The 19,959-nt window shown below is 72.4% G+C and carries 14 protein-coding genes and 4 pseudogenes; 8 read left to right on the forward strand and 10 right to left on the reverse strand.

All coding sequences use genetic code 11. The annotated features are described in order from the left end of the window. Positions 1-458: 458 nt before the first annotated feature. From ACYVO2_RS05705 to ACYVO2_RS05715, 3 genes are read right to left on the reverse strand one after another with little or no spacing between them, the layout of a single operon-like run. Entirely contained in the window at positions 459-1,817 is a 1,359-nt protein-coding gene (locus ACYVO2_RS05705) for an FAD-dependent oxidoreductase (RefSeq protein WP_461006477.1), read from the reverse strand. Continuing rightward, entirely contained in the window at positions 1,814-2,764 is a 951-nt protein-coding gene (locus ACYVO2_RS05710) for a spirocyclase AveC family protein (RefSeq protein WP_461006478.1), read from the reverse strand. Before ACYVO2_RS05710 ends, ACYVO2_RS05705 begins: the two co-directional genes overlap by 4 nt. A gap of 58 nt (positions 2,765-2,822) precedes the next feature. Continuing rightward, entirely contained in the window at positions 2,823-3,728 is a 906-nt protein-coding gene (locus ACYVO2_RS05715) for a UbiA family prenyltransferase (RefSeq protein WP_461006479.1), read from the reverse strand. A 1,197-nt stretch (positions 3,729-4,925) separates the two neighbouring features. Between ACYVO2_RS05715 and ACYVO2_RS05720 the strand changes: the two are divergent. Next, positions 4,926-5,498 (forward strand): annotated as a pseudogene (locus ACYVO2_RS05720) (hypothetical protein); the annotation flags it as partial. Positions 5,499-5,805: 307 nt separating this feature from the next. Here the strand turns inward: ACYVO2_RS05720 and ACYVO2_RS05725 are convergent. The 3 genes from ACYVO2_RS05725 to ACYVO2_RS05735 form a co-directional block, all read right to left on the reverse strand. Continuing rightward, positions 5,806-6,189 (reverse strand): hypothetical protein, encoded by a 384-nt coding sequence (locus ACYVO2_RS05725; RefSeq protein ID WP_461006480.1) that lies wholly within the window; start codon positions 6,187-6,189, stop codon positions 5,806-5,808. 216 nt (positions 6,190-6,405) lie between these two features. Next, on the reverse strand, positions 6,406-7,209 hold the full coding sequence (locus ACYVO2_RS05730) for a DUF6042 family protein (protein ID WP_461006481.1): 804 nt from the start codon (positions 7,207-7,209) through the stop codon (positions 6,406-6,408). Between the two features lie 918 nt (positions 7,210-8,127). After that, the gene (locus ACYVO2_RS05735; protein WP_461006482.1) at positions 8,128-8,598 is read right to left on the reverse strand and encodes a MarR family winged helix-turn-helix transcriptional regulator; all 471 of its coding nucleotides are present in this window, start codon (positions 8,596-8,598) and stop codon (positions 8,128-8,130) included. A 35-nt stretch (positions 8,599-8,633) separates the two neighbouring features. Here ACYVO2_RS05735 and ACYVO2_RS05740 point away from each other — a divergent pair, with 35 nt between their 5' ends. Beyond that, positions 8,634-9,884: a multidrug effflux MFS transporter gene (locus tag ACYVO2_RS05740; protein WP_461006483.1), complete on the forward strand. Its 1,251-nt coding sequence runs from the start codon at positions 8,634-8,636 to the stop codon at positions 9,882-9,884. A 930-nt stretch (positions 9,885-10,814) separates the two neighbouring features. Beyond that, a pseudogene (locus ACYVO2_RS05745) lies at positions 10,815-11,285 on the forward strand (hypothetical protein); the annotation flags it as partial. Here the strand turns inward: ACYVO2_RS05745 and ACYVO2_RS05750 are convergent. Further along, on the reverse strand, positions 11,179-11,724 hold the full coding sequence (locus ACYVO2_RS05750; protein WP_461006484.1) for an EamA family transporter: 546 nt from the start codon (positions 11,722-11,724) through the stop codon (positions 11,179-11,181). The pseudogene ACYVO2_RS05745 and the gene ACYVO2_RS05750 sit on opposite strands and share 107 nt — an antisense overlap. An 855-nt stretch (positions 11,725-12,579) precedes the next feature. On the opposite strand from ACYVO2_RS05750, the gene ACYVO2_RS05755 reads away from it, so the two are divergent. Then, positions 12,580-13,191 carry a hypothetical protein gene (locus ACYVO2_RS05755; RefSeq protein WP_461006485.1) on the forward strand — a complete coding sequence of 204 codons (612 nt, stop codon included), beginning with the start codon at positions 12,580-12,582 and terminating at the stop codon, positions 13,189-13,191. A 60-nt stretch (positions 13,192-13,251) separates the two neighbouring features. Here ACYVO2_RS05755 and ACYVO2_RS05760 read toward each other — a convergent pair whose 3' ends face one another. Continuing rightward, positions 13,252-14,559: a helix-turn-helix domain-containing protein gene (locus ACYVO2_RS05760; RefSeq protein ID WP_461006486.1), complete on the reverse strand. Its 1,308-nt coding sequence runs from the start codon at positions 14,557-14,559 to the stop codon at positions 13,252-13,254. 171 nt (positions 14,560-14,730) lie between these two features. Here ACYVO2_RS05760 and ACYVO2_RS05765 point away from each other — a divergent pair, with 171 nt between their 5' ends. The 3 genes and pseudogenes from ACYVO2_RS05765 (at position 14,731) to ACYVO2_RS05775 (ending at position 17,410) form a co-directional block, all read left to right on the forward strand. After that, complete coding sequence (locus ACYVO2_RS05765; RefSeq protein WP_461006487.1) at positions 14,731-15,201, forward strand: glycine-rich domain-containing protein; 471 nt, start codon at positions 14,731-14,733, stop codon at positions 15,199-15,201. A 119-nt stretch (positions 15,202-15,320) separates the two neighbouring features. Continuing rightward, positions 15,321-16,009 (forward strand): annotated as a pseudogene (locus ACYVO2_RS05770) (class I SAM-dependent methyltransferase). Positions 16,010-17,245: 1,236 nt separating this feature from the next. Then, positions 17,246-17,410, forward strand: coding sequence for a hypothetical protein (locus ACYVO2_RS05775; protein ID WP_461006488.1), 165 nt, complete (start codon positions 17,246-17,248; stop codon positions 17,408-17,410). Positions 17,411-17,670: 260 nt separating this feature from the next. On the opposite strand, the gene ACYVO2_RS05780 is transcribed toward ACYVO2_RS05775, so the two are convergent. Continuing rightward, the gene (locus tag ACYVO2_RS05780; protein WP_461006489.1) at positions 17,671-18,558 is read right to left on the reverse strand and encodes a hypothetical protein; all 888 of its coding nucleotides are present in this window, start codon (positions 18,556-18,558) and stop codon (positions 17,671-17,673) included. A 178-nt stretch (positions 18,559-18,736) separates the two neighbouring features. Here ACYVO2_RS05780 and ACYVO2_RS05785 point away from each other — a divergent pair. After that, positions 18,737-19,060, forward strand: a pseudogene (locus tag ACYVO2_RS05785) (transposase); the annotation flags it as partial. A 91-nt stretch (positions 19,061-19,151) separates the two neighbouring features. On the opposite strand, the gene ACYVO2_RS05790 reads toward ACYVO2_RS05785, so the two are convergent. Beyond that, complete coding sequence (locus ACYVO2_RS05790) at positions 19,152-19,853, reverse strand: TetR/AcrR family transcriptional regulator (protein ID WP_461006490.1); 702 nt, start codon at positions 19,851-19,853, stop codon at positions 19,152-19,154. Positions 19,854-19,959 lie beyond the last annotated feature (106 nt).

Below are 19,959 nucleotides of genomic sequence, written 5' to 3' on the forward strand. Positions count from 1 at the left end.
CGTGTGGGCTACGCACCCGTCTCGACGTTGTGCGCCCTGCTCGCTGGGGCAGGCATCATGGGCGTGCTCCGTTGGCTGGTGGGCTACGGTAAGTCGTCTCCCTCATCGAGGAGGTCGCCACCACCACCGACACCGTGGCGCTGCTCCGTCTGAGCCGGGCGGGCGTCGAAGTGGGCGGAACCGTCCTCATCCGACAGTCCCGCGGCGCGAACCGCGCCCTCGCCGACATCTCCTGCCCGAGAGCACCGTCGTGGCCACCGTCATCCGCTCAGGCCGGCCTCACCCAGCGCGTCCCTGCTCCTGCTCCCCGGTGATGAGCTCCTGATCGCCTCCCATGCCGCGACCGAACGCGACATCAACGCCGCGTTGCAGTGGGTGCTTCGCCCTGCCGCCCACCGCGGGGGCCGCGCAGGGCCGAGCCGTCGCACCGCCAAGGCGTACTCGGCCTCGGGCACCGGTCACCGCGGCCGGTGGGTGTCGGGGGCGGGGCTTCGGCGTGGCCGGGCCGCGGCGGCCAGTGCGCGCGGGTGGGCCAGAGTGCGTGGGCCGGTGAGCATGTGCTGGACGAGGACGAAACGGCGGTACAGGTCCGGGTCGTGCGGGACCGCGCCGAGCAGCCGGTCCAGGTACCAGCGCGCCGCGCGGGCCACCGCGGGAGGCGGCGTGTCCTGCCAGCCCAGGTCGCCGCTGGTGGCGATGAGCCAGGGCAGCCGCACCGAGCGCGCGGCGCGGCGTTGGAAGACGCGGGCGGCGCCGTCGAGGCCGGCGCGGTCCCTCAGAACGTCGCGCAGCAGCAGCGCCTGGACCGCGGCGACCGTCATGCCCTGCCCGTAGACGGGGTTGAACGCACACAGCGCGTCCCCGAGGACGACGAGCCGGTCCGGCATGCCGGACCCCAGCCGGTCGTAGCGGTGGAAGCGGTTGGGCATGCGGGTGTACCGGCGCACGGGGGTCAGCGGTGTGCCCTCCCGCACGGCCGAAGCGATGCGGGGATTGTCCAGGCTCTCGGCGAACGCGGTGAACCCGGCGTCGTCCGTGGGCGGCAGGTCCCCGGCCGCGCCCATCAGGGACACCACCTGGCGGCCGCCGTCCACCGCGGCGACGCCGCCGCCCCGGCGGCGGACAGGCGCGTAGGTCATCTGGAGGGTGCACACCCAGTCCCGGGACACCGCGGGAGGGACGGCGTAGGTGCGGGAGGCGTAGGCGTACCGGGCGTCCACCACTTGGGCCCGCGGCGGCTGCCGACCCGCGGAGGCCAGCCACCGCGGGGTGCGCGAGCCGCGGCCGGTGGCGTCGACCACCAGGTCGGCGAGCAGGGCGTGCTCGGCATCGGCGTCCTTCGGGCGCACGCGCACACCCGTCACGCGGCCGTCTGCGGGGCCGAGGACCAGCCCCGTGACGGCCCGCTCGTGCAGGAACCGGACACCGGGGAGGGCCGCGACGTGCTCGCGCATGCGCTCCTCCAGCGCGGTGCGGGTGAACGACTGCGCGGGGACGCCGACCGGGCGGCGCGGCGTCCAGCCGGTGGGGAGGAGGACGGGGAAGTCCGCGCCGAAGTCGAACACGGGTGCCCCGGCCCGGTGAAGCCCGGCCCGCAGACCAGGGAAGAGCTGCTCCAGGATCTCGGCGCCGCGTGCCATCATGCCGTGCACGTGGTGGGCCTGAGGCGTGCCGGCGCGGGCCTGCCCCGCGGGCGCGGGCTCGTCGCGTTCCACCACGGCGACCCGCTCGAAGCAGTCCGCGAGCACGCGCGCCGCCAGCAGCCCGGCGAACCCGCCGCCGCACACCACCGCCTCCGCCGGGCGCCGCCGCGTCACGACGGCGCTCCGGCGCTGCGCAGGTGGCTGGGCCGGTCGTCGCCGACGGGATCGCCGTGGGCGGATACGGCGTTGAAGGCCAGGGCGTAGCCGAGGAAGAGCACGTTGAGCAGTCCGGCCACCGCCAGCAGGCGCACCGCGGACCGGCCGCGGCGCGGGGAGCCGCGCTCCACCGCGCTCAGCCCCTGCCCGTCGAGCCGGTACCGCACGGCACCGGCGATGCCCCACACGGTTCCCAGCAGCACGGCCTCGTACAGCGGGAACTGGTGCGCCGTGCCCGGCCACAGGGTCAGCCACCCGACGGTTCCCGGGTAGGCGATCAGCCCGGTCAGCAGCAGGACGGACTCGCAGACCAGGTCCAGCGCCGCCCCTGTGGCCACGGCCACCGCGACGAGCGCCCCGCCCGGCGCCCCCGGCCGCCATCGGGCGACGCGTCCCATGACCGCGCAGATCACCACGGCCGTCAGCAGGCCGAGTACCGGGAAGAGGGTGGAGGTCAGCAGCAGCGGCGCCGGAGTGCGGTCGTCGCCGCGGCCGACCCAGCCCGGGACGTGCGGGGCCCAGGAACTGACGTTGACCAGGTAGGAGCTGTAGAAGAAGCAACCGCGCAGCAGCACCGGCATGTGGTCCTGCCAGTAGACGAGCAGCCACCCGGCGAGCAGCAGGGCGTCGAACGCCGGCCGTCCCCGGCGGCGCGAGGCGCGCACCGCGTGCACGACGCATCCCGCGAACACCGCGGGCACCAGGAGCTGCAACGCCCACGCCCAGACCTTGGTGTCCGCGGGCACCGGGTCGGGCCCGGTGCCCACCGGCGCCGGGTCCCCGGTGAGCAGCCAGCGGGTGTACACGTACCCCTGGAGGACGACGAAGGCCGCACCGGCGGACGCCCACACGAGCGCCGGGCGGGACGGGTGGCGGACACGCAGCCGGGCGGCGACGGCCGTCATGGGCGGCCCCCTTCCCGTGACGGGAACGGCCGGGTCCCGGCCCCCGGCGGAGCCGGGGTCAGCCGGTCAGCGCCGGCCCGCACAGCAGCCAGCACCACAGGAAGCAGTACAACTGGTAGGTGACGGCGTCCTGCCGGGGCGTGCGCAGCAGCCACAACCGCCCCGTCACCAGCGCGCAGCCCGCGCCCGACGCGGCGAGCCACAGCAGGTCCACGGGCTCGGTGCCGACCCCGGGCAGCAACGCGGCGCCGGCCGGCACCAGCACGATCCCGCCGCCGGCCACCGCCCGTACCCGCTCCGGGCCCAGGAGCATGGGCAGGGTGCGCCTGCCCACCGCCGCGTCGCCGGGCAGGTCCCGCAGGTCCTCCACGAAGCCCACCATCCAGTAGGCGGTGCCCGCCAGCACCCACCACCCCCCGGCCGACGTCAACGGTCCCGCGATCTGCCAGGCGGCGGCCAGCAGAGCCAGCGCCCCGCCGACGATGGCGGGGTTCTTCACGAACCACCAGCGCATCAGGTTCTCGTAGGTGCGCACGCCCACGAGCACCACCCACAGCACCGTCCACGCGAGCACCCCCAGCAACTGGCCGGCGAGGAGGAACAGCAGCACCGACACCACCAGCCGGTGCGCGGTCCCGCGTACGGACACCAGCCCACTGGGCAGGGGACGGCCGGGCTTGTTGACCCGGTCCTCCGCGACGCCCGCGAGCTGGTTGGACAAGGTGTGCACCGACAGGAACAGCCAGAAGTACGCCAGACTCTCCAGCAGCACCACGGGCAGCTCGGCCGCGGGCAGCCGCAGGCCACGCCAGGCGGAGAACGCGAAGACCACGCCCGGCACAACCGCCGCCGGAAGGTCGACGACGTTGAAGCGCCAGCTCAGCACGGCCTCGTACCGGACACGCGCCGCGGCGGCCCGCAGCGCCCCGGCACACGGCCCACCGGCCCGCTCCTGTGCGTCCATCGGCCCCCCGAGGAGCTGCCGTCGGCCTCCGGAGAGCATCCCCGTCCAGACGCACGCTTATTCGGACAGCGGGCAGGTGAACGGCCTCCGGTCCGGGGAGGAGGCGGTCACGCAAGCCGTCCCGCAACCCAGGGACGCCGAACACGCAGCGGCTCGTCGGTGAGGGTACGGCAGGGCGTCGCGAGAGCCCACCGGACGGGACGCGGCTCCGGCCGACCGGTGTCAACGCTGTCCGGCCCATCAGCCGGTCTTGGCCTTGTGCCCCGAGCGGCCACGGTCGGGCGGGCGCAGACGGCGCCAGCCGCGCAGGCCGAAAATCGGAGCGTTCAGGTGCTTCACGTAGGGAGGCCGGTTCGCGGAGCGCGGCTCGTGGCGTGCACGCGCGGGAAGTCGACCAACCGGGAGGTGCGGGACATGAGGATGGCCGGAGAGACGGACAACGGCCGGTGGGGCAATCCGTACGCGGTGCAGTTCTCGTTCGCGATCGACAATCTTCGACTCTTCTACGGCCAGAACCTGAAAAGCAACTACTGGTTCATCCGGAACCTCTTCCCCGCGAGAGATGGGGGCGGAGACCGACAACGGACACTGGAACAACCCCTACGTCGTACGGGACGCGTAGGAAGAAACGCCACCGGCCGGCGGGGCGCCGACTACTCGATGCTCCCTCAGGGCGGTGTCCGAGCGCGTGCAAGTCCCGGTTCGCTACAAGGGGTGCATGACGGAACCCGGGGACCCTTTGCTAATCCACGCGATGTGGCGGGCGGTTGATCTCACCCGGGCCTACCTGTCCCAAGACCGTGATCAAATGACGCACTCTTCGATGAGCTGGGGGAGCCGTCCATGTCAGTGCGGCAGCTTGACGGGATGGGAGCACTTGCACCGCTGGGGACTGAGCTGGCGATGATGACGGCCGTACGCCGGGACGCCATGGGAGAGACGGGGCTCACCAAGGCGGTGGAGGGCCTGGTGCCGCTGGATCGCGTTCATGCCATCGCGATCTGCACTGCGGTCATGCTGCTGAGGTACGAGGAGATGGGATACCCCAGGCCCTCTCCGGCCCCTTGACCCGCACCGCAGGCTCCCATGTGACTGAGCGCTTCAGTTGGCCGGTCGAGTGCGAGGCTCGTGCGAACCCGGCACGATCCACGTCATCGCCTTGGGGCGGTCGACGTTCAGCCGAGGCGAGAAGGAACTTTGATCTCTGACTACCAGCGGCATCTGCGAGAGCAGTTTCTGTCCGTCCCTGTCGTCGCGCCGCCCGTCCCGTGGCACCCGGTCCCGAACGGGCTCATCCCTATCGGTGGCCTGCTCGGCATCGGCTTCGCTCTCGCTCCCGAAGATGGCCGCGACCTGGTCATGGTTGTCTCCGTCGACGGCCACGGGCTCTTCGACACCGTCATCGGCGAGAAGATCGCCAGGGACCGTGACCCTGACCCCGACGGCAGCACCCCGGATGCAGTGCCAGATCTCTCCTGCCCAGGGCTCGGCCCCATCGCCTCGACCCGAGTACGCATCGCGGGACTCCTCGGAGGCGGCCTGCACACCACCACCGAGGACGGCTGGACTGTGGAGGTGGTCAGCCCCGAGTGGCCGCACGACCGCGTCCTGCTGTCCGCAGACGGAGGCATGCCCCACAACGGACCGCATGGCGAGAGCTGGTGGCACATCTTCGACTCCAACTACTCCGAACTGCGAGCTGCCGGTTTCTCGCCGTCCGGACGCACCCTCGCCGTCGCCACCAGCAGCGATCTAACCGTCTGGCCCCGGGCGCGAGGAGCGATCGGTTCTCCTTTAGGTCGAGTGAAGGCTGGCCGAGAATACAAGGTCTACGGGCTCGGCAGCGGGGCCGGCTGTCGCGGGCGCCTGGTGCGTGGCCTGCCGGCGATGCGGTGTTGCGGTCGGGCCGGTGCTGCCGGGAAGGCGGCCCGCGCCCGGCCGGCTCGCCCGAGTATCGGGCGAGCCGGCCGGGCCCTTGGTGTGTCGTGGCGCCGGTCGGCGGGCCTGCGGGTCGGCATCCCGGTCGGAGTCGTCACGCAAGCCGGGGAGAAGACAGGCCTGGTCGGTTCCTTGCCGGTCAGTGGGCGACGAGCCCCTGGCTCTGGGCGTTGAACTTGAGGTAGTACTGGGTGTTGTCCCTCACGTTGGAAGCGGCCACCGTCCAGACCCAGGAGTGGGCCGTCCGCCAGCCGTTGCATACCCCGGTGGTCCTGAAGCAGACCTGGACGTCGACCGCCCTGGTCGGCTTGATGTTGATGTCGGAGCAGGACGACGTGGTCACAGCCCACCCGGAAGACGGCCACTCGTTGAGGCTGTCCGAAGCGTAGGCGACGGTGTTGTCGTAGCAGGCCTGGATGGCGGCGGGCGCCGCGGCGGCCGGCGGCGCGGCCACGGCGGTCAGTCCTCCGGCTGCCAGAGCGGCGGCCATCAGCAACCGGGTGGTGCGTAAGTGTGTACGCATGCTGCTTCCTCCTCTGGTTCGCGGAACCACGGCAGGGTCCGCGGCCTTGAAGGTAAGCTGCGGCCGCCAGGACCGGTCCCGTTGCCGCAGCGGGACCGTGGGCAAACGAGGTGTGTGGCGTCAGCGGCGGGTCCCGGCGGTCTTCCAGGTCGCGCGGACCCGGTCGCAGGCCTCCCCCCGGTGGCCCGGTCGGTGCTCCTGGACCTGAGTCGGCGGTCAGCTTCGTTCGGCGGGCAGTGTCACCGAGAGCCTGCCGTCCTCGGTCATGCCGTGGATACCGATGCGTTCCTGGTCGAAACGGTCCCAGTCGCAGCGGATCCGGATGACCTTGTGCGGCGGGAGGTCGGCGATGTCAAGGCTGGTGGTGAAGTCGCCCGCGTCAGTCAGGAGCCGGAGCGCTTCGCGGGCGTCGTGGGGATCGCCCTGGATGAGCCGGGCGAGCCGGTCCAGGCTGGTCACCAATTCCTGGCGGCGCTGCCCGTCCGGCTCGAACAGTGCGATGATCCGGCTGGAGTCGCGTTCGTATGCGCTGTCGATCCGCAGCTGCCTTTGGATGGCGGCCTCTTCCGCGTCGAGAGGGAACACCTCTGCGGGCACAGGCGGGGGAAGCTTGGGGTACAGGCGCGGCACACCGGCTTCGTCGGTCACCTCGAAGAGGACACCCGCCGCCACGAGCAGCTCCAGCACGTCGGTGTGGGTGCGAAGCGGCGGCCGCCCGTAGTGTGCTGCGTAGCGCTCAGCGGCCTCACGGTGCGCCAGTCGCTGGGCGCGCTCGTCTTCGTCGAGTGAGGCGGCATCCTCCCAGCATGAGGATTGCAGGTCGCCTTCCGGGTTGTCGGCGTCGCGGACCACGCGCTTCAGTTCCTCCCGCGTGGCTCCGTTCTCCTCAAGTCCCACGCCCAGGGGCAGGAACGCGAGCGAGTACGGCCGCATCCGCGCCCATCCGCCCCGCATGACCTGGCGGAGGTAGTGCTCGCGATCCTGCTCTGTCCAGCTCTTCGGCAGCTCCAAGGCGGCCATGGCTTCCTCCCTCGTGCAGGGGTTGTGGTGCTGCGCGCGTCCCGTTCAACGACCGGTCTCGCACATGGGTGCGGTGCCTGGCCGCGCGCCACCTCAGCACGCCTCCGCTTCGGCCGCGAGCTGCTGGATGCGGTGGCGGGCGCCCACGGTCCGGGTGGGCAGCGCGGGCCGGTCGCACGACTTGCCGGCCCAGCCCACGCACCGCCGCGGTTCGGGCTGCGGCGTCCCAGGCGGGGCGGGGCGGTCTGCATCCAGGTTCGGGGCCGGGACCGCCACCGCGGCCGGGGCGGGGCCGGAACGGTGGTCCAGGGGTGTGCGGTGCGGCGGCTGCGCAGTTGCTCCAGGCGCTCCTCGAGGAGGTTCTGCGCGGCGCGAGTCCGGGCGTCGGCGGCGACCTGGTGGGCGGCGGCACGGGCGGTCTCCCCCTCGGGGTGCCAGCGGTGGCGGCGCTCGCGGAGTTCCGCCGCGCGCGCCATGTGCGCTTCGGTGTTTGCCTGGGGTGTGCGGGCCAGCGCCGCGAGGGCGGAGCGCCGATAGTCCTGGGCGGCTTCGTGCACGGCCTGGTAAGCGGCGGATTCCAGCACGACGTGGAGCTGTGGGTCGGCGGCGTCAGGGCTCGCCGCGTCCAGCAGTCGGCGGCGGGCGGCGTCGGAGGCGCGATCCAGGTCGGCCCAGGCCTTCGCGGGCACCTTGTGCTTGCGCAAGATAGAGACGGCTTCCTCATGGAGGACGACGTGCTCGTCCATAGCCCACTCGGTCTCGCGCCGCAGGCTGCTCCGTTGCGGTACGCGCGGCCGGGTCGGTGCCGGGCAGGGCCGCGTCGATCTCTGCTAACTGATGGTTTCAGAGTGAGCCACGGTCGTCTGAACTGGTGGAGCCAGGCCAGGCCCGCTCGACGACCCAGTGGGTCTCGTGTGGTCATGGACCGCCTTGGTCGTCGGCGGTGAGCCGCTGTTCCAGGTGGCTGAGCAGGTGGGTGCATTTCCGGACCGTGTCGAGGTCGTCGCCCAGGATATCGGCGAGCTGCTGTGCCCAGGCGGCGCGCAGCACCCGGAGGTTGGCCGCCGCTCGCTCGGTCGGGTACACGGCGATGCCGCGGCCGTTGGTGGCGGCGCGGGAAACCATCCCCTTGCCCTCGAGGCTGCGCAGCGCCGTGCTGACGTTGGTGCGCTGTAGCCGGGCGCGGCGGGCGATCTCGCTCGGCGCGGCCCCGGGGTACAGGTCGACGACCCGCATCACCTGCCGCTCGGTTTCGGTCAGCGTCACCACCTGCGGGCCTTCCGGAGTCCGGGCACGCACCAGCCGGCCGACGTTGAGGATCAGGTCGGCGAGGTCGGCGAGCGGGCCACCGGCGTCCGCGCCGACGGCGTCTTTTGTGTCGCGGGGCATGGCACCACTCTACTGAGTTATGCCACCATAATTATATGTCCATAACTCATGGTGATGCTCAAGATCGACAGACGGTCGCCACGGCGGAGAGCACCGACGTCCCGAAGCCGGTGAAACTGGGGCGCCGGGCGCGGCTTGCCCTGCTGCTCGGCTCGCTGAGCGCCTTCGGCGCGCTCACGATCGACATGTACCTACCCGCCATGCCGAGCATGGCCCACCATCTGCACACCAGCGCGCCGATGGTTCAGATGACCCTCACGGCATTCGTCGTCGGCCTGGCCCTCTTCCAAGTGATCTTCGGTCCACTGTCGGACGCATGGGGCCGGCGCCGCCCGCTGCTTGCCGGTATGGCGCTGTACCTGGCGGGGTCGCTGTGGTGCGCGCTGGCGCCCACCGTCGGCCACCTGATCGCCGGCCGGATACTGCAGTCGCTGGGTGCGGCCGCGGGCACGGTCCTGGCGCGGGCCATCGTGCGGGACCTGTTCTCCGGCACCGCCATGACCCGGTTCTTCTCCACCCTCATGGTCGTCAACGGCGTCGCCCCGGTCGTGGCGCCCGTCATCGGCGGCCAACTGCTGACGCTCACCACTTGGCGCGCGGTGTTCCTGGTGCTCGCCGCCGTCGGCGCCGTCCTGCTGCTCGCGGTCGTCTTCGCGCTGCCCGAGTCGCTGCCGGACGCCAAGCGGGCGCCGGCCCACCTGCGCGCGACGCTGCGGACCTTCCGGACACTGGTCACCGACCTCCACTACCTGCGGTACGTACTCGCCGCGGCACTGATGTTCGCCGCCGTGTTCGCTTACATCTCCGGATCGTCGTTCGTCCTGCAAGACGCCTATGGGCTCACGGCCCAGCAGTTCAGCCTCGTCTTCGGCCTCAACGGGCTGGGCATCGTGCTGCTCGGGCAGGTCAGCGGCTGGCTCGTCGGCCGCGCCGCCGACGAGCACACCCTGCTGCGCGTCAGTCTGACCGTGGCAACCCTCGGCTCCGCCGGCGTCCTGACCTGCGCCGTGCTAGGCCTCCCGCTACCGCTGCTGCTGACCTGCCTTTTCCTGGTGGTGTCCATGCTCGGCATCGTGCTGGCCAACGCCACATCCCTGGCACTGAGCGGCCACGGCTCCGCCGCCGGAGCCGCTTCCTCCCTGCAAGGACTACTCCAATTCCTCGTCGGCGGCCTCGCCGCCTCCGCCATGAGCCTGCCCGGCCAGGTCACCGCAGTCACCATGGGCACCACCATGGCCATCTGCGCCGCAGCCGCGCTGACCGTTCTCAATACCCGCCGTACATGAAAATACATGCTCATTTCCGGAGTTCCGGGCCGGATGTCGGCGCGTTCGGGACCAACGAGCGCGTGCTGATCTCGACATTCGTGAGTTCCGGTGCCGCCGGGATCAGCACGGACAGCCAACTGATCATTTCAGGATGAGGCACGTAGGCGGCGGAGTCGAGGCCGGGCGAGGGAGCCGTAGACGGCGCCTGGTCGCGCGGCCACGATCACCCCCTGCTCACGTCCCACTCTCCGACCCGGGCGCTCACGCCACATGTCCGCGTAGGCCAAACGGGTGAACCGAACGAGCGGCAGACATTCGGGTCCCGGGTGGTGGGGCCGGGGTGGTGCTCCCCGAGTCCTGTCGTCCATGAGAGAGATGGACGTTGCTCACCTGAGGTCCGGGACCACCGCGCGGTACGGCCCCGCCGTGCGTGCGTCATGCCGCAGTCGGCTCTGCCTCCGCCCGTGACGCTCCCGCGTGGATGCGACCTCGGTGGACGAGCCGTCCGGTCCTCATCCAGGACCCGGCCCCCGCGCCCCTCTCCTTCCGGCCCCGGTCGCCGCGTGGTGCTTACCATACGCGCCCCCGTTCACCGCGCCTGCGAGAAGCACCCATGACCGACACCATCGCGCCGCGCCCAAAGTTTCATTGACCCGCTCGAACCTGTCATTCCAGTGGCCGGACGGCACCACCGTCCTCGACGGGCACTCCCTCACCGCCAGGCCGGGGCCGCACCGGCCTGGTCGCGCCACCGGCACCGGCAAGTCCACCCTGCTGTGCCTGTTCGCCGGCCGACTGCGGACCACCCGGGGAGTCTGTGGGCGTCGGCGGCAGCCGTTGGACATCGCTCCGCACCCCGGAAATTGCATCAGCCATACGATCGAAGCCGACGCGGGGTGCGGCGTCGGTTTGAGTTGTCTTTCCGACGGATGAGAGCTTGCATCTTGCGACCTGAAGCACACTTTCCGGCTGTTCAAGCAGACCCTGGGCTGGGACGAAGCCCTGGCTGCGGGAGCCGGAAGCGGCAGACCGCTGGACGTGGCTGATCGTCGCTGCCTGCGCCCAGTCGGCTCAGGCTCGCCCGCCCGCTGGCGAGGACTTGCGGCACCCATGGGAGAAGCCAGCCCCACCAATCCGGCTTACCCCCGCCCGGATCCGCCGGACGTTTCATGACCTCCCCCACACATGCCCTGTCCCGCCGGAGCACCGAAACCCCACCGGCCCGCCCCGCCCGAACGGCCACCCGGCACAAGGAACAGAAGCCGAGCACCCCGCTACGGCGTGGGCGAAACCGTCCGACGCGAGACGACACTCATCGCCCCGCAACGGTCGAAGGGTTCAACAACGCGCCAGGGGGAGTGCGCCGCAGGCGGCGGCCTCGACCAGGCCGGCCGAGCCCGGAGGCGGTGGCGTAGGTGAGGGTGGATCGGTGGGGGCTGGGGGTGCCCGTGGTGCCGCCCGTTCGTGAGATCAGGGCGATGGCGAGGAGGGCCAGCGGCGCGCCCAGCCAGGCGGTCGGGTCCAGGTGTTCGCCCGTGGCCAGGCCGTGGGCCAGGGGGAGGGCGGCGACGAGGACGGCCGTCAGGGGGGCCGCGGTGGTCATGGGCCCCCGGGCCAGGGCCGCGTAGAGGCACAGGTTGCCCGCGGCCGTGCACAGTCCGGCCGCCGCCCCTGTGACGAGGTGTGACGTGCGAGGCTGGCCGGCGGCCGCGGGCAGGCAGGCCGCCAGGAGGAGCGCGGCGACGCCCTGTGCGGCGAGCAGGACGGGCGCGGGGCGGTTCCGGCGGGCGGCGAGTCCGCCGGCGAAGTCGGAGGTGCCGTAGCACAGGGCGGCCCCGAGGGCGCAGAGCACCGCCATCTCGGGTGTCCTTTCCGTATCGGGTGGGGCTGTGTCGCGTGAGCCCCGCGCGGACCGGCCGGTCGAGCGACGGCCTCCTGACCGTGATCACCGCCCGCGACGTCCGGAGGTCCGCGCCGGCGCGAAACCGTCAACCACTGCCTCCCGGCACGGGCGCCGGGGTCGGCCCGCAGCCGCTGGAGATCCACCGCCAGCACGCTCCACGGATCGAGGCCCGCCCCGGGCGGCCAGCCCGCCGACGCGCTCACTGACGGCGAACGCCTCGACGCGGCGGCCCGTCCGCAGCAGCTCCTCGGTGAGCGGGAAGCCGGCGATGCACGCCGGTGAGAGCGCGCCCTGGGCCTGGGACTCCGCCATGGCGCGGCGCAGCGGCTCAAGCCCGCCCGCGGGGACCGGTCCCCGCGCAGACGTCGGGATCTCCTTGTCGTCGGCACGTCCCATGCCACGTCAACGCGCCGCCGCCGCACGGGCGTTCCCCGTCGTACTGCCGCGCGCAGGAGCCGCCGGTGTCGGTGAACCAGTACAGCGAGACATGGGTCAGGAACCGCTCGAGGGGCGCGCTGCTGTCCGCCACGGCCCTGCCCATCAGCTCGTTCAGGCCAGACCGACCGACGAGGGAGTCCGCGAGCGCGTACGACGGGGTCTGCGGTGCGGACTCCCTCCGACCAGCCGGACCAGTGGGGCGCCCGCTCCCGGCCCTCCAGAAGGGCCCGGAGCGCTACGAGTCGATCACCGTCAGCGCCAACCGTGCCCACGCGGGGCCACGGCGGACCAGAACCCACCGGGCGTTTCCGCGTCATGGCGGCACGAGGGACTCCCCCCGCCGGGGGAGGACGAAGATGGGCCGCACCGGCGATGTCCGGTGCGGTCGCCGTGCTGATCACCGAGGGCATGCGTTCATCCATCGCGTTCTTCGCCGCTCCACTCCTGATAGTGACCTACGGGGGCATCCGTGCCCTCGACAACGTGGACGGGCAGCGCGGACCGGGTCCCGCGTGGACGACCGGCCACCTGGCCTTCCTCATCGCCCTGCTGCTGTTCGTCCCGGTGCTGTGGGAGATACGACGGCTGGCGGGGCCGGGCGCCTTTGCCGCGAGCACCGTCACCGTCGCGTACGCCGGCGTCGTCTGCTCCCTGATTCAGGTCTCCGTCGACCTCTTCATCGGTATGTCGGCGGCCGACCACGACGACATGCGGCGCAAATTCACCGACATCCACGACCTGCCCGGAATGGACATCGCCGTCTACGAGGTGGGACCCGCGCTGTTCTTCCTCGGGCTGCTGGTCCTGGTCTGTCGTCTCGCGGTGGCTCGTGCGGTCCCGGCCTGGCGGGCAGGGGCCGTGGTCCTCGCGGTGCTGATCGCCCCGCTGAGCCTTGACCTGCTGCCCGCTGTCGGCGCACTGCTGCTCGTCGGCCTCGCCCCGTTCCCTCGCCGGTCCGGCCCTGCCGTCGACGTGCGCTCCTGAGGCGCCGCCGGAGTGGAACAATCCCCGCGCCCGCTGCTGGTTCCTGCTTTCGCCCGGGCGTCAGCCGACCCGTGTCACGGCGGCGTGCAGTTCGCGGACGCCGGGGGTGCGCGGGTGCCGCTGGGCCAGTTCCCGGACGATGCCGCGGATGGCGGGCCGGTCCCGGACTTCCGCGGAGCTGACGCGGTGGGCGGACAGCAGGGCGCGGGCGGTCCGCTCGGGACGCTGCCAGGCCCACCAAACGCGTGCCATGTCCGTGTGCATGCGCGCGCGCCGTTCGGGTGTGGGGAACTGGCCGGCGCGCAGGTCCTTCCCGACTTCCAGCGCCGCCCCCGCGTCACCCAGCGCCCAGTGCACGCCGACGGCGTACAGGTCGACGGCGGCGGGGGAAACGGGGAACAGGCGGCCTGCCGGGACGGTGGGCGGCAGACGGCGGGCGGCGCGGCGGGCTTCTTCGGCCATGGCCAGGGCGTCGGTGCGCCGTCCGTTGCGGGCGGCGGTGTAGGCAAGGGTGCACAGCATCTGCGCGTACGCGGCGGCCGCGGCGTCGGTGCGCAGCCCAGTGGCCTCCACGTCGGCGGCGGCCGCGGTCATCAGGCGCTGCGCGGCGGCGCCCTGGTCTTGGTGGCGCAGCACAATCGCCGGCTCCCGCGCGGCGGCGGCCGCGGCGAGCGGGGAGCTGGAGATCTCGGCCCAGGTGCGGGCGCGGTCCGCGGTGAGCCGGGCACGGTCGTAACTGCCCGTCTTGCTCAGCAGAGCGGAGGCAAGGCTGTAGATGGTGGAGAGCTGGGCCTGGTCCAGGCTGCGGCGGGAGGCGGCGGCGTGGTGCGCGTCCGCGATCAGGCCGGGCAGCACGGCGAGCAACCGCTGGTGCGCGCCCTCGTCGTACAACGCGCGGGCCGCGGCCAGGCGGACGTCCAGCGGCCCGGTGCCGCGTGTCGGCGCGGGGGTGGCGGCCAGGGCCTCGTCCAGGCTCGTCAGCGCGGCGGCCGGTGCGGCCGCCGTGGCGGTGAGCAGCGTACGGCGGCGCATGGAGTCCTCCTCGACGTCACGCGGACTGCCCGCCACTGTAGTGGCGGCCGAGCCGGAGGAGGGCGGTGGCGCCATGGATGTCACCAGCACGTGCCGCGGCACACCCACCTCCAGCGCGGCGCGGTGCACCAGCGCCAGGTCGACGATGCGCGTGCGCCGCTCCAGCCGGGAGACCGTGGCCGGTGAACAGCCCAGCCGTTCCCCCAGCGCGGCCAGCGTCCACGCCCGGTGCTCACGGCCGAGCCGGATCAACGCGCCGGGCCGCCGCTGGGCGGCTAACTCACGCGCCTTGGGAGTGTTCCATAGCGAGTCAACGGGCACAGGCCCCTTCCCCATGCCGCGCAATCAGACATTCCACCGTACGAGGGGCCGCACGGTGCGTCGAGACGGCTTGCACGACCTGCAAACGCCTTGCGCACAAGGACAGCCGATCACCACCGGCCCGGGCGGCGCGCTGTGCTGGACCCACCGCCCCGATCCGCGGGGCACGGGCCCTTGGGAGGCACCATGGCAACCGCAACCGCACCCATCACGCCACAGGTCCCCGACCTGGCGGCGGGCCCGCTCCGGTCCGTGCGCGAGGTCGTGCCGGCCGAGCTGTGGGACAAGCAGGTGGCGCTGCTGAAGCGCGACTACCCCTACGACTCGGTGATGGCCGCCCGCGTCCTGGGCCAGGGCTACGCCTACCTGCTGACCGCCATGGCCCATCGCGGCGAGAAGCTCGGGCTGGCGCCCAGCACCCTCGTCGACATCGGCGTCCACACGATCATCCTCGACACCGTGGCGTACGCGCAGCTGTGCGACCGCTTCAACGCCGGGCACTTCCTGCACCACGTGCCCGAGGTCGCGTTCAAGCACGACGGCTCCGTGATGGCCACCGCCCACCGGATCGCCGCCGACGGCTGGGAGGTCGACCTGCCGCTGTGGACCGACGCCGCCGACTGCGGCCCCTGCCACCCCGGCAACGACTCCCACTGACCACCCCCGAACACCGCGCTGCGGGTGTCCCAGCCCACCGGCCGGGACACCCGCAGCGCCCGGGTGAGATTCTGCGGAACCCGCCCACCGCCCCCTGACGCCTCGCCAGGATGGGGCGGGTGACCATCACCCCAGACCTCTGGCACCACTACGGCCGCGCCCGCGCCAAGACCGACCGGGCCGCCCCCGCAGCCTTCCACTGGATCTGGAGCCAGGACGGCGGACCGGGCCCGCGGGCACTGGGCGACCTCACCGGCAGGAACGTCGCCGACCTCGGCGCCGGCGCCGCCCGCCACGCCGCCCATCTGGCAACCCACCACCACCCCGCCCGTATCGACGCCGTCGACGCCTCACCCGCCCAGCACGCCATGGCCACCGACCTGTACGCCCACCTCACCCCCGCCTGCGCCTGATCCACGCCGACGCGACCACCCACCTGCGCACAACCCCCCACACCTACGACGTCCTCTACAGCGTCTTCGGCGCCATCGACTTCACCGACCCCCGCGAACTGCTCCCCGCCGCGGCCACCGCGCTGCGCCCCGGCGGACGCCTGGTCTTCTCCACCCTCGCCCGCCACCTCAGCGGTGCCCCCGCCCACACCGACATCGTCCACACCGATATCCCGGCGAAGTCTCCGGACGGGGAGCCGGCCACCATGCGCCGCTGGGTCCTCGCCGAGCACGTGTGGACCAAGCTGCTCGACGAGGCCGGGCTGACCCGCATCACCACCGAGGTGCTGCCCGCCCGCGGCGACGGACCACACGCCGCCGACACGCTGCTGGTGACCGGCTTCCGCCAGACCTGAGCCGCCAGCCCGGCTCGCGCGTGCGGTCGCTGCCCGATGCCGGGCCGCCGGGCCGGGTATGTCCCCAGCCCGCTCCGCCCGTGCACCCTGCCGGCTGCGCCCTTCGCCTTGCGCCTGGCCGCTCGTCCCCAGCGCCCGCACTGCCGCCCCCCGCCGTGCCCTCGGTGCCTGGGCCGCCCCCCGCCGAGCCGACCGGACAGTCCGCTCCCACACCCGTGCGGGCCCCCGCCGTCGCTGTGCCCGGCTGCGCTCCACCCCCACCCGGGGCCCGGAGCCGCGTGGGGCCGCACAGGCTTGCGCCCTGTCCGTCGGAGTGCCGCTCACCTTGCCTGCGCGGTCGGCTGGGAGGGCGGACTGGCGGCCGCACGGCCCTGCGCGGACGCGCGGCCTCGGCATGCGGCCCGGCCTGGCGCCTGCGCTGCACCCGTCCCTGCTCCGCCTAGTTTCGATCCTGCCCGCTTGCACCACCGCCTCGTGCTGCCCGCCGCCGACGCGGTTCCGGCGGGTGGTGCGCAACCTGCCGGGGTGGCCGGACGAGGCGTGCGGATGGCGCCGGACCGGGTACCGCTGCACGGTGCGCTGGAAGACGCCCAGACGGGCCGCCAGACCCCGGGCCCGGTGGCCGGTGCCCTGACGGATGCCATGCTGAAGGTGCTGTGGCCGGACCAGTCCGAGAAGGGCTGGGAGGACATGAAGGACAAGGTCGCCGAACTGGTCGGCCAAGTCCTTCCTCCACCCGCTCCTCTCCACTCATCACGAATCGATCGGGGCGCGGTGTCGCCGCCCGGCGAGGGCTGCCTGATCTGTGTCCACAGGTCGCCGGTGCAGCCTGCCGGGCATGAGCGAACGCAACGAGCAGCACATAGCCCCGCCCCGGCGGCGCGGCCCGGTCCAGGAGGGCCTGGAGCAGGCGGAGCGGGGGGCCTTCACCCGGTCGTGCCGAAGACCGCCCGGGCCCAGGTGCGGTTCCTGCTGGGCCGCGCGCGGGCCTCCACGAAGGCGCTGGCGGCCCGTCTGGGCGTCTCGCAGCGCACCGTGCAGCGCTACCCGCTCCGGGACCATCCGCACGCCCCGCCCGGCCGTGCGCCAGGCCCTCGAGGAGGAGGCCGCCTCGCAGTGGCAGCCGCGGGTGCGCGCCCAAGCGCTGAGCGAGCGGGCTGCGACCGGGCTGGTGATCTCCACCCGGGCCCGGTTCGGCTTCACCTCCTCCCGCGGCTCCACCGACGATCCCGAGGCATGGGCGAGCACGACGAGGACCGCGGCGATGTCGCCGCTCCGGCGCGGCCGCCGCTGGATGCCGCCCGGGCCCGTGCGATGACGGCCGGGTTGCGCGAGGCGATGGACGACGTCCGGCGCTCCGTGGCGGTGCTCGCCTGCGATGTGCCGGTTTCGTGTCAGTGAATGGGTGGCAGTGACGGCAAGTCAGGCCGGGGTGTTTTCGCTGATCAGGTACTGAGGAAAAGCGAGGTCACTGACGTGTGGTGGTGTATGTCGGAGATGGCGCTGTCACGGGGTGGCACACCCTGCCCTGTTCCGCTGTCGGGGGATCGGCACTTCTCACCATGGAAGGCGGGAAAGATTGCAAAACGGTGGGACCCCGCAGGGGCATCAGCGATTGCCCAGGCTCGGGTCTCCGCCGGCCCTGGGCACACAGGCCAGGACTAGAGCGTAGGCAATACCGCCTTTGCCACCGGCCAGCTGGTGTTCGCCGCTGCCGCGGCCTTCAGCGCGTCAACGTTGATGGCCGGTTCCGGGTTCGGCGAGGTACGCCTGGAATCGAAGGCGGAAGCGCCGTTGTAGGCGGCGCAGGTGATTTGTTCCTCGACGATGGGCCGGACCGGGCCAGGCTCACTGACGACTACCCGCGTACACACCGGTTCCAGCTTGGTCAGCACCGAGTTGTTGGCGCTGCGCAAAGTGGTCTTCAGCCCGGCGGTGTCGAAGCCGGCACGCGCCCGGGCAAGCAGCGCGATCGGCCCCACCGCATTGACGGCGAAGCCGAGCTGATCCACCGCTCCCTTGTCGGAGACGGCGCCGAGAAGACTGTCGGCCAGGGTCACACAGCCGGTGGTGTCGCGGGCGAACGCCTGGAGCGTATCCGGCGTGAAGAGCCTGATGTCGGCGACGTCGATGACCGCCTGGCGGGCGCAGGAGCGTACCTCCGCCGTGGCGACCCGGTCGATGTGGGCGAGGATCTCCGTCTTCGCCGAGTCGATCGCAGTCAGAATCCGCTGCGTTGCCTCCTCCAACGTCAGACCGCCCCCGGCCAACTGCTGGTAGGCGGCGTACGCCGCCTGTGCGATTGCGGCGTAGTCGATGGCTTGTACCGATGGTGCCGCTCCCGGCGCCGTCACGGACTGCGTCGATCGCTCCGCTGCCGATGCGGCTTGTGCTGTCTGTGCGCCTAAGGAAACCGTTACGGCAGTGGCCAGCACCGCCCCCGTGACTCTGCGTGCCCATCGCGAACTCATCGCGCTCCCCTCACGAAAGTCCAATGATGAATTCGTTTGGTGCTGATCCGTATCACGGGCCCATGTCTCGAAGGTCATGTCCTGAGATGAACATTTCAGACCAGAACCGCGGCAGTCAACGTGATTCCGCGCCAAAAAGACCCGGGCGCGGCCCGTCGACTTGTCACTTCTCACATGGCCAGGTTGTCGTGCTGCACGGCCGTTTCCCGCCGGGCACCCGCAGTCTGCGCGGGGGGCGTTGCGCATCCGGCGCCGAGGTACGGGCCGCCCGCGCAGCCGGCCGGACCGGGTGCGCGGCGACAAGGCGTACTCCAGCCGGGACAACCGCGCCTACCTGCGGCGACGCGGGATCAAGGCCACTATTGCGCAGCCCGGAGATCAGCGGGCCCACCGCGAACGCCGGGGACGAGCCGGTGGCCGGCCCCCGGCCTTCGACAAGGCACAGTACCGCCGCCGCAACGCGGTCGAGCGGTGCGTGAACAAGTGGAAGCAGTTCCGCGCGGTGGCCACCCGCTACGACAAGCGCGACTACATCTTCAACGGCACCTTGACCGTCACTGCGGTCGTCATCTGGCTTCGCGCCACTGTCCAAGAGCCATCAGAAACGGCCCAGCTCCACGGTGGTGCCGGTGGCCGCGGACAGGTACCGGGCCAACAACGCGGCCTGACGGCTACGGCTCATGCGCGTCCTCCCCTTCTCCCCGTGCCGTGGTTGAGCGACTCCAGACGAAGGCTGACCAGCCGCAGGGAGGGAACCCACCGCGGACCTCCGGAGCGTCGGCCCGATCTCCCTGGACCGTGCGGTAGGCGTCGACTGCCGCGTCCACGGCCGTCCGCCGCTCGCGCGGCCAACCCACGAGTGGCCCGTCCCCGGTGTTGACCGACTCCAGCAGGGCGACCGTCATCGCCTCCAGCGCGGCGGGCGGCAGATGCGTGTGGAAGACGCCGTCCCGCTGCCCCCGCTCCAGGATGGCCGCGGCCTCGGCGCGGGCCGGCGAGAGGATCTCGGCCACCCGCTCCGCGCCGAGGTCGCGCCGGGCCAGCGCCAGCAGCATCCGGTAGCGGTCCCCCACGGGCCACATCGCCAGCGTGAAGTGCGCGAGCGCCCGCTCGGGCGGCTCGCTGCGCCCCGCCTCGACCTCGAGCGTGCCGCGGAGGACCTCGGAGGCCTCCTCGGCGAGCGCCTCCAGCAGCGCGGCCCGCCCGGGGAAGTGGCCGAAGAGGGTGCGCCGCACGACGCCGACGGCCCGCGCCAGCTCCTCCAGGGTGATGTCCGGGTTGCGCCCGAGCTCCCGGCGGGCCGTGGCCAGGATGCGCGCCCGGTTGGACCGGGCGTTGCGCCGCAACGGCTCGCGGGCGACGGGCTTGGCCACGGGGAACCTCGGCGGATCGGTACGCAGGGCGGCGACGGCGACCATTCTGGCACGGACGCCCGAAGCGGTGCGGTGCGCACGCGCACCGCACCGCCCCGCCCGCGGC

It is taken from the genome of Streptomyces capparidis (assembly GCF_054782095.1).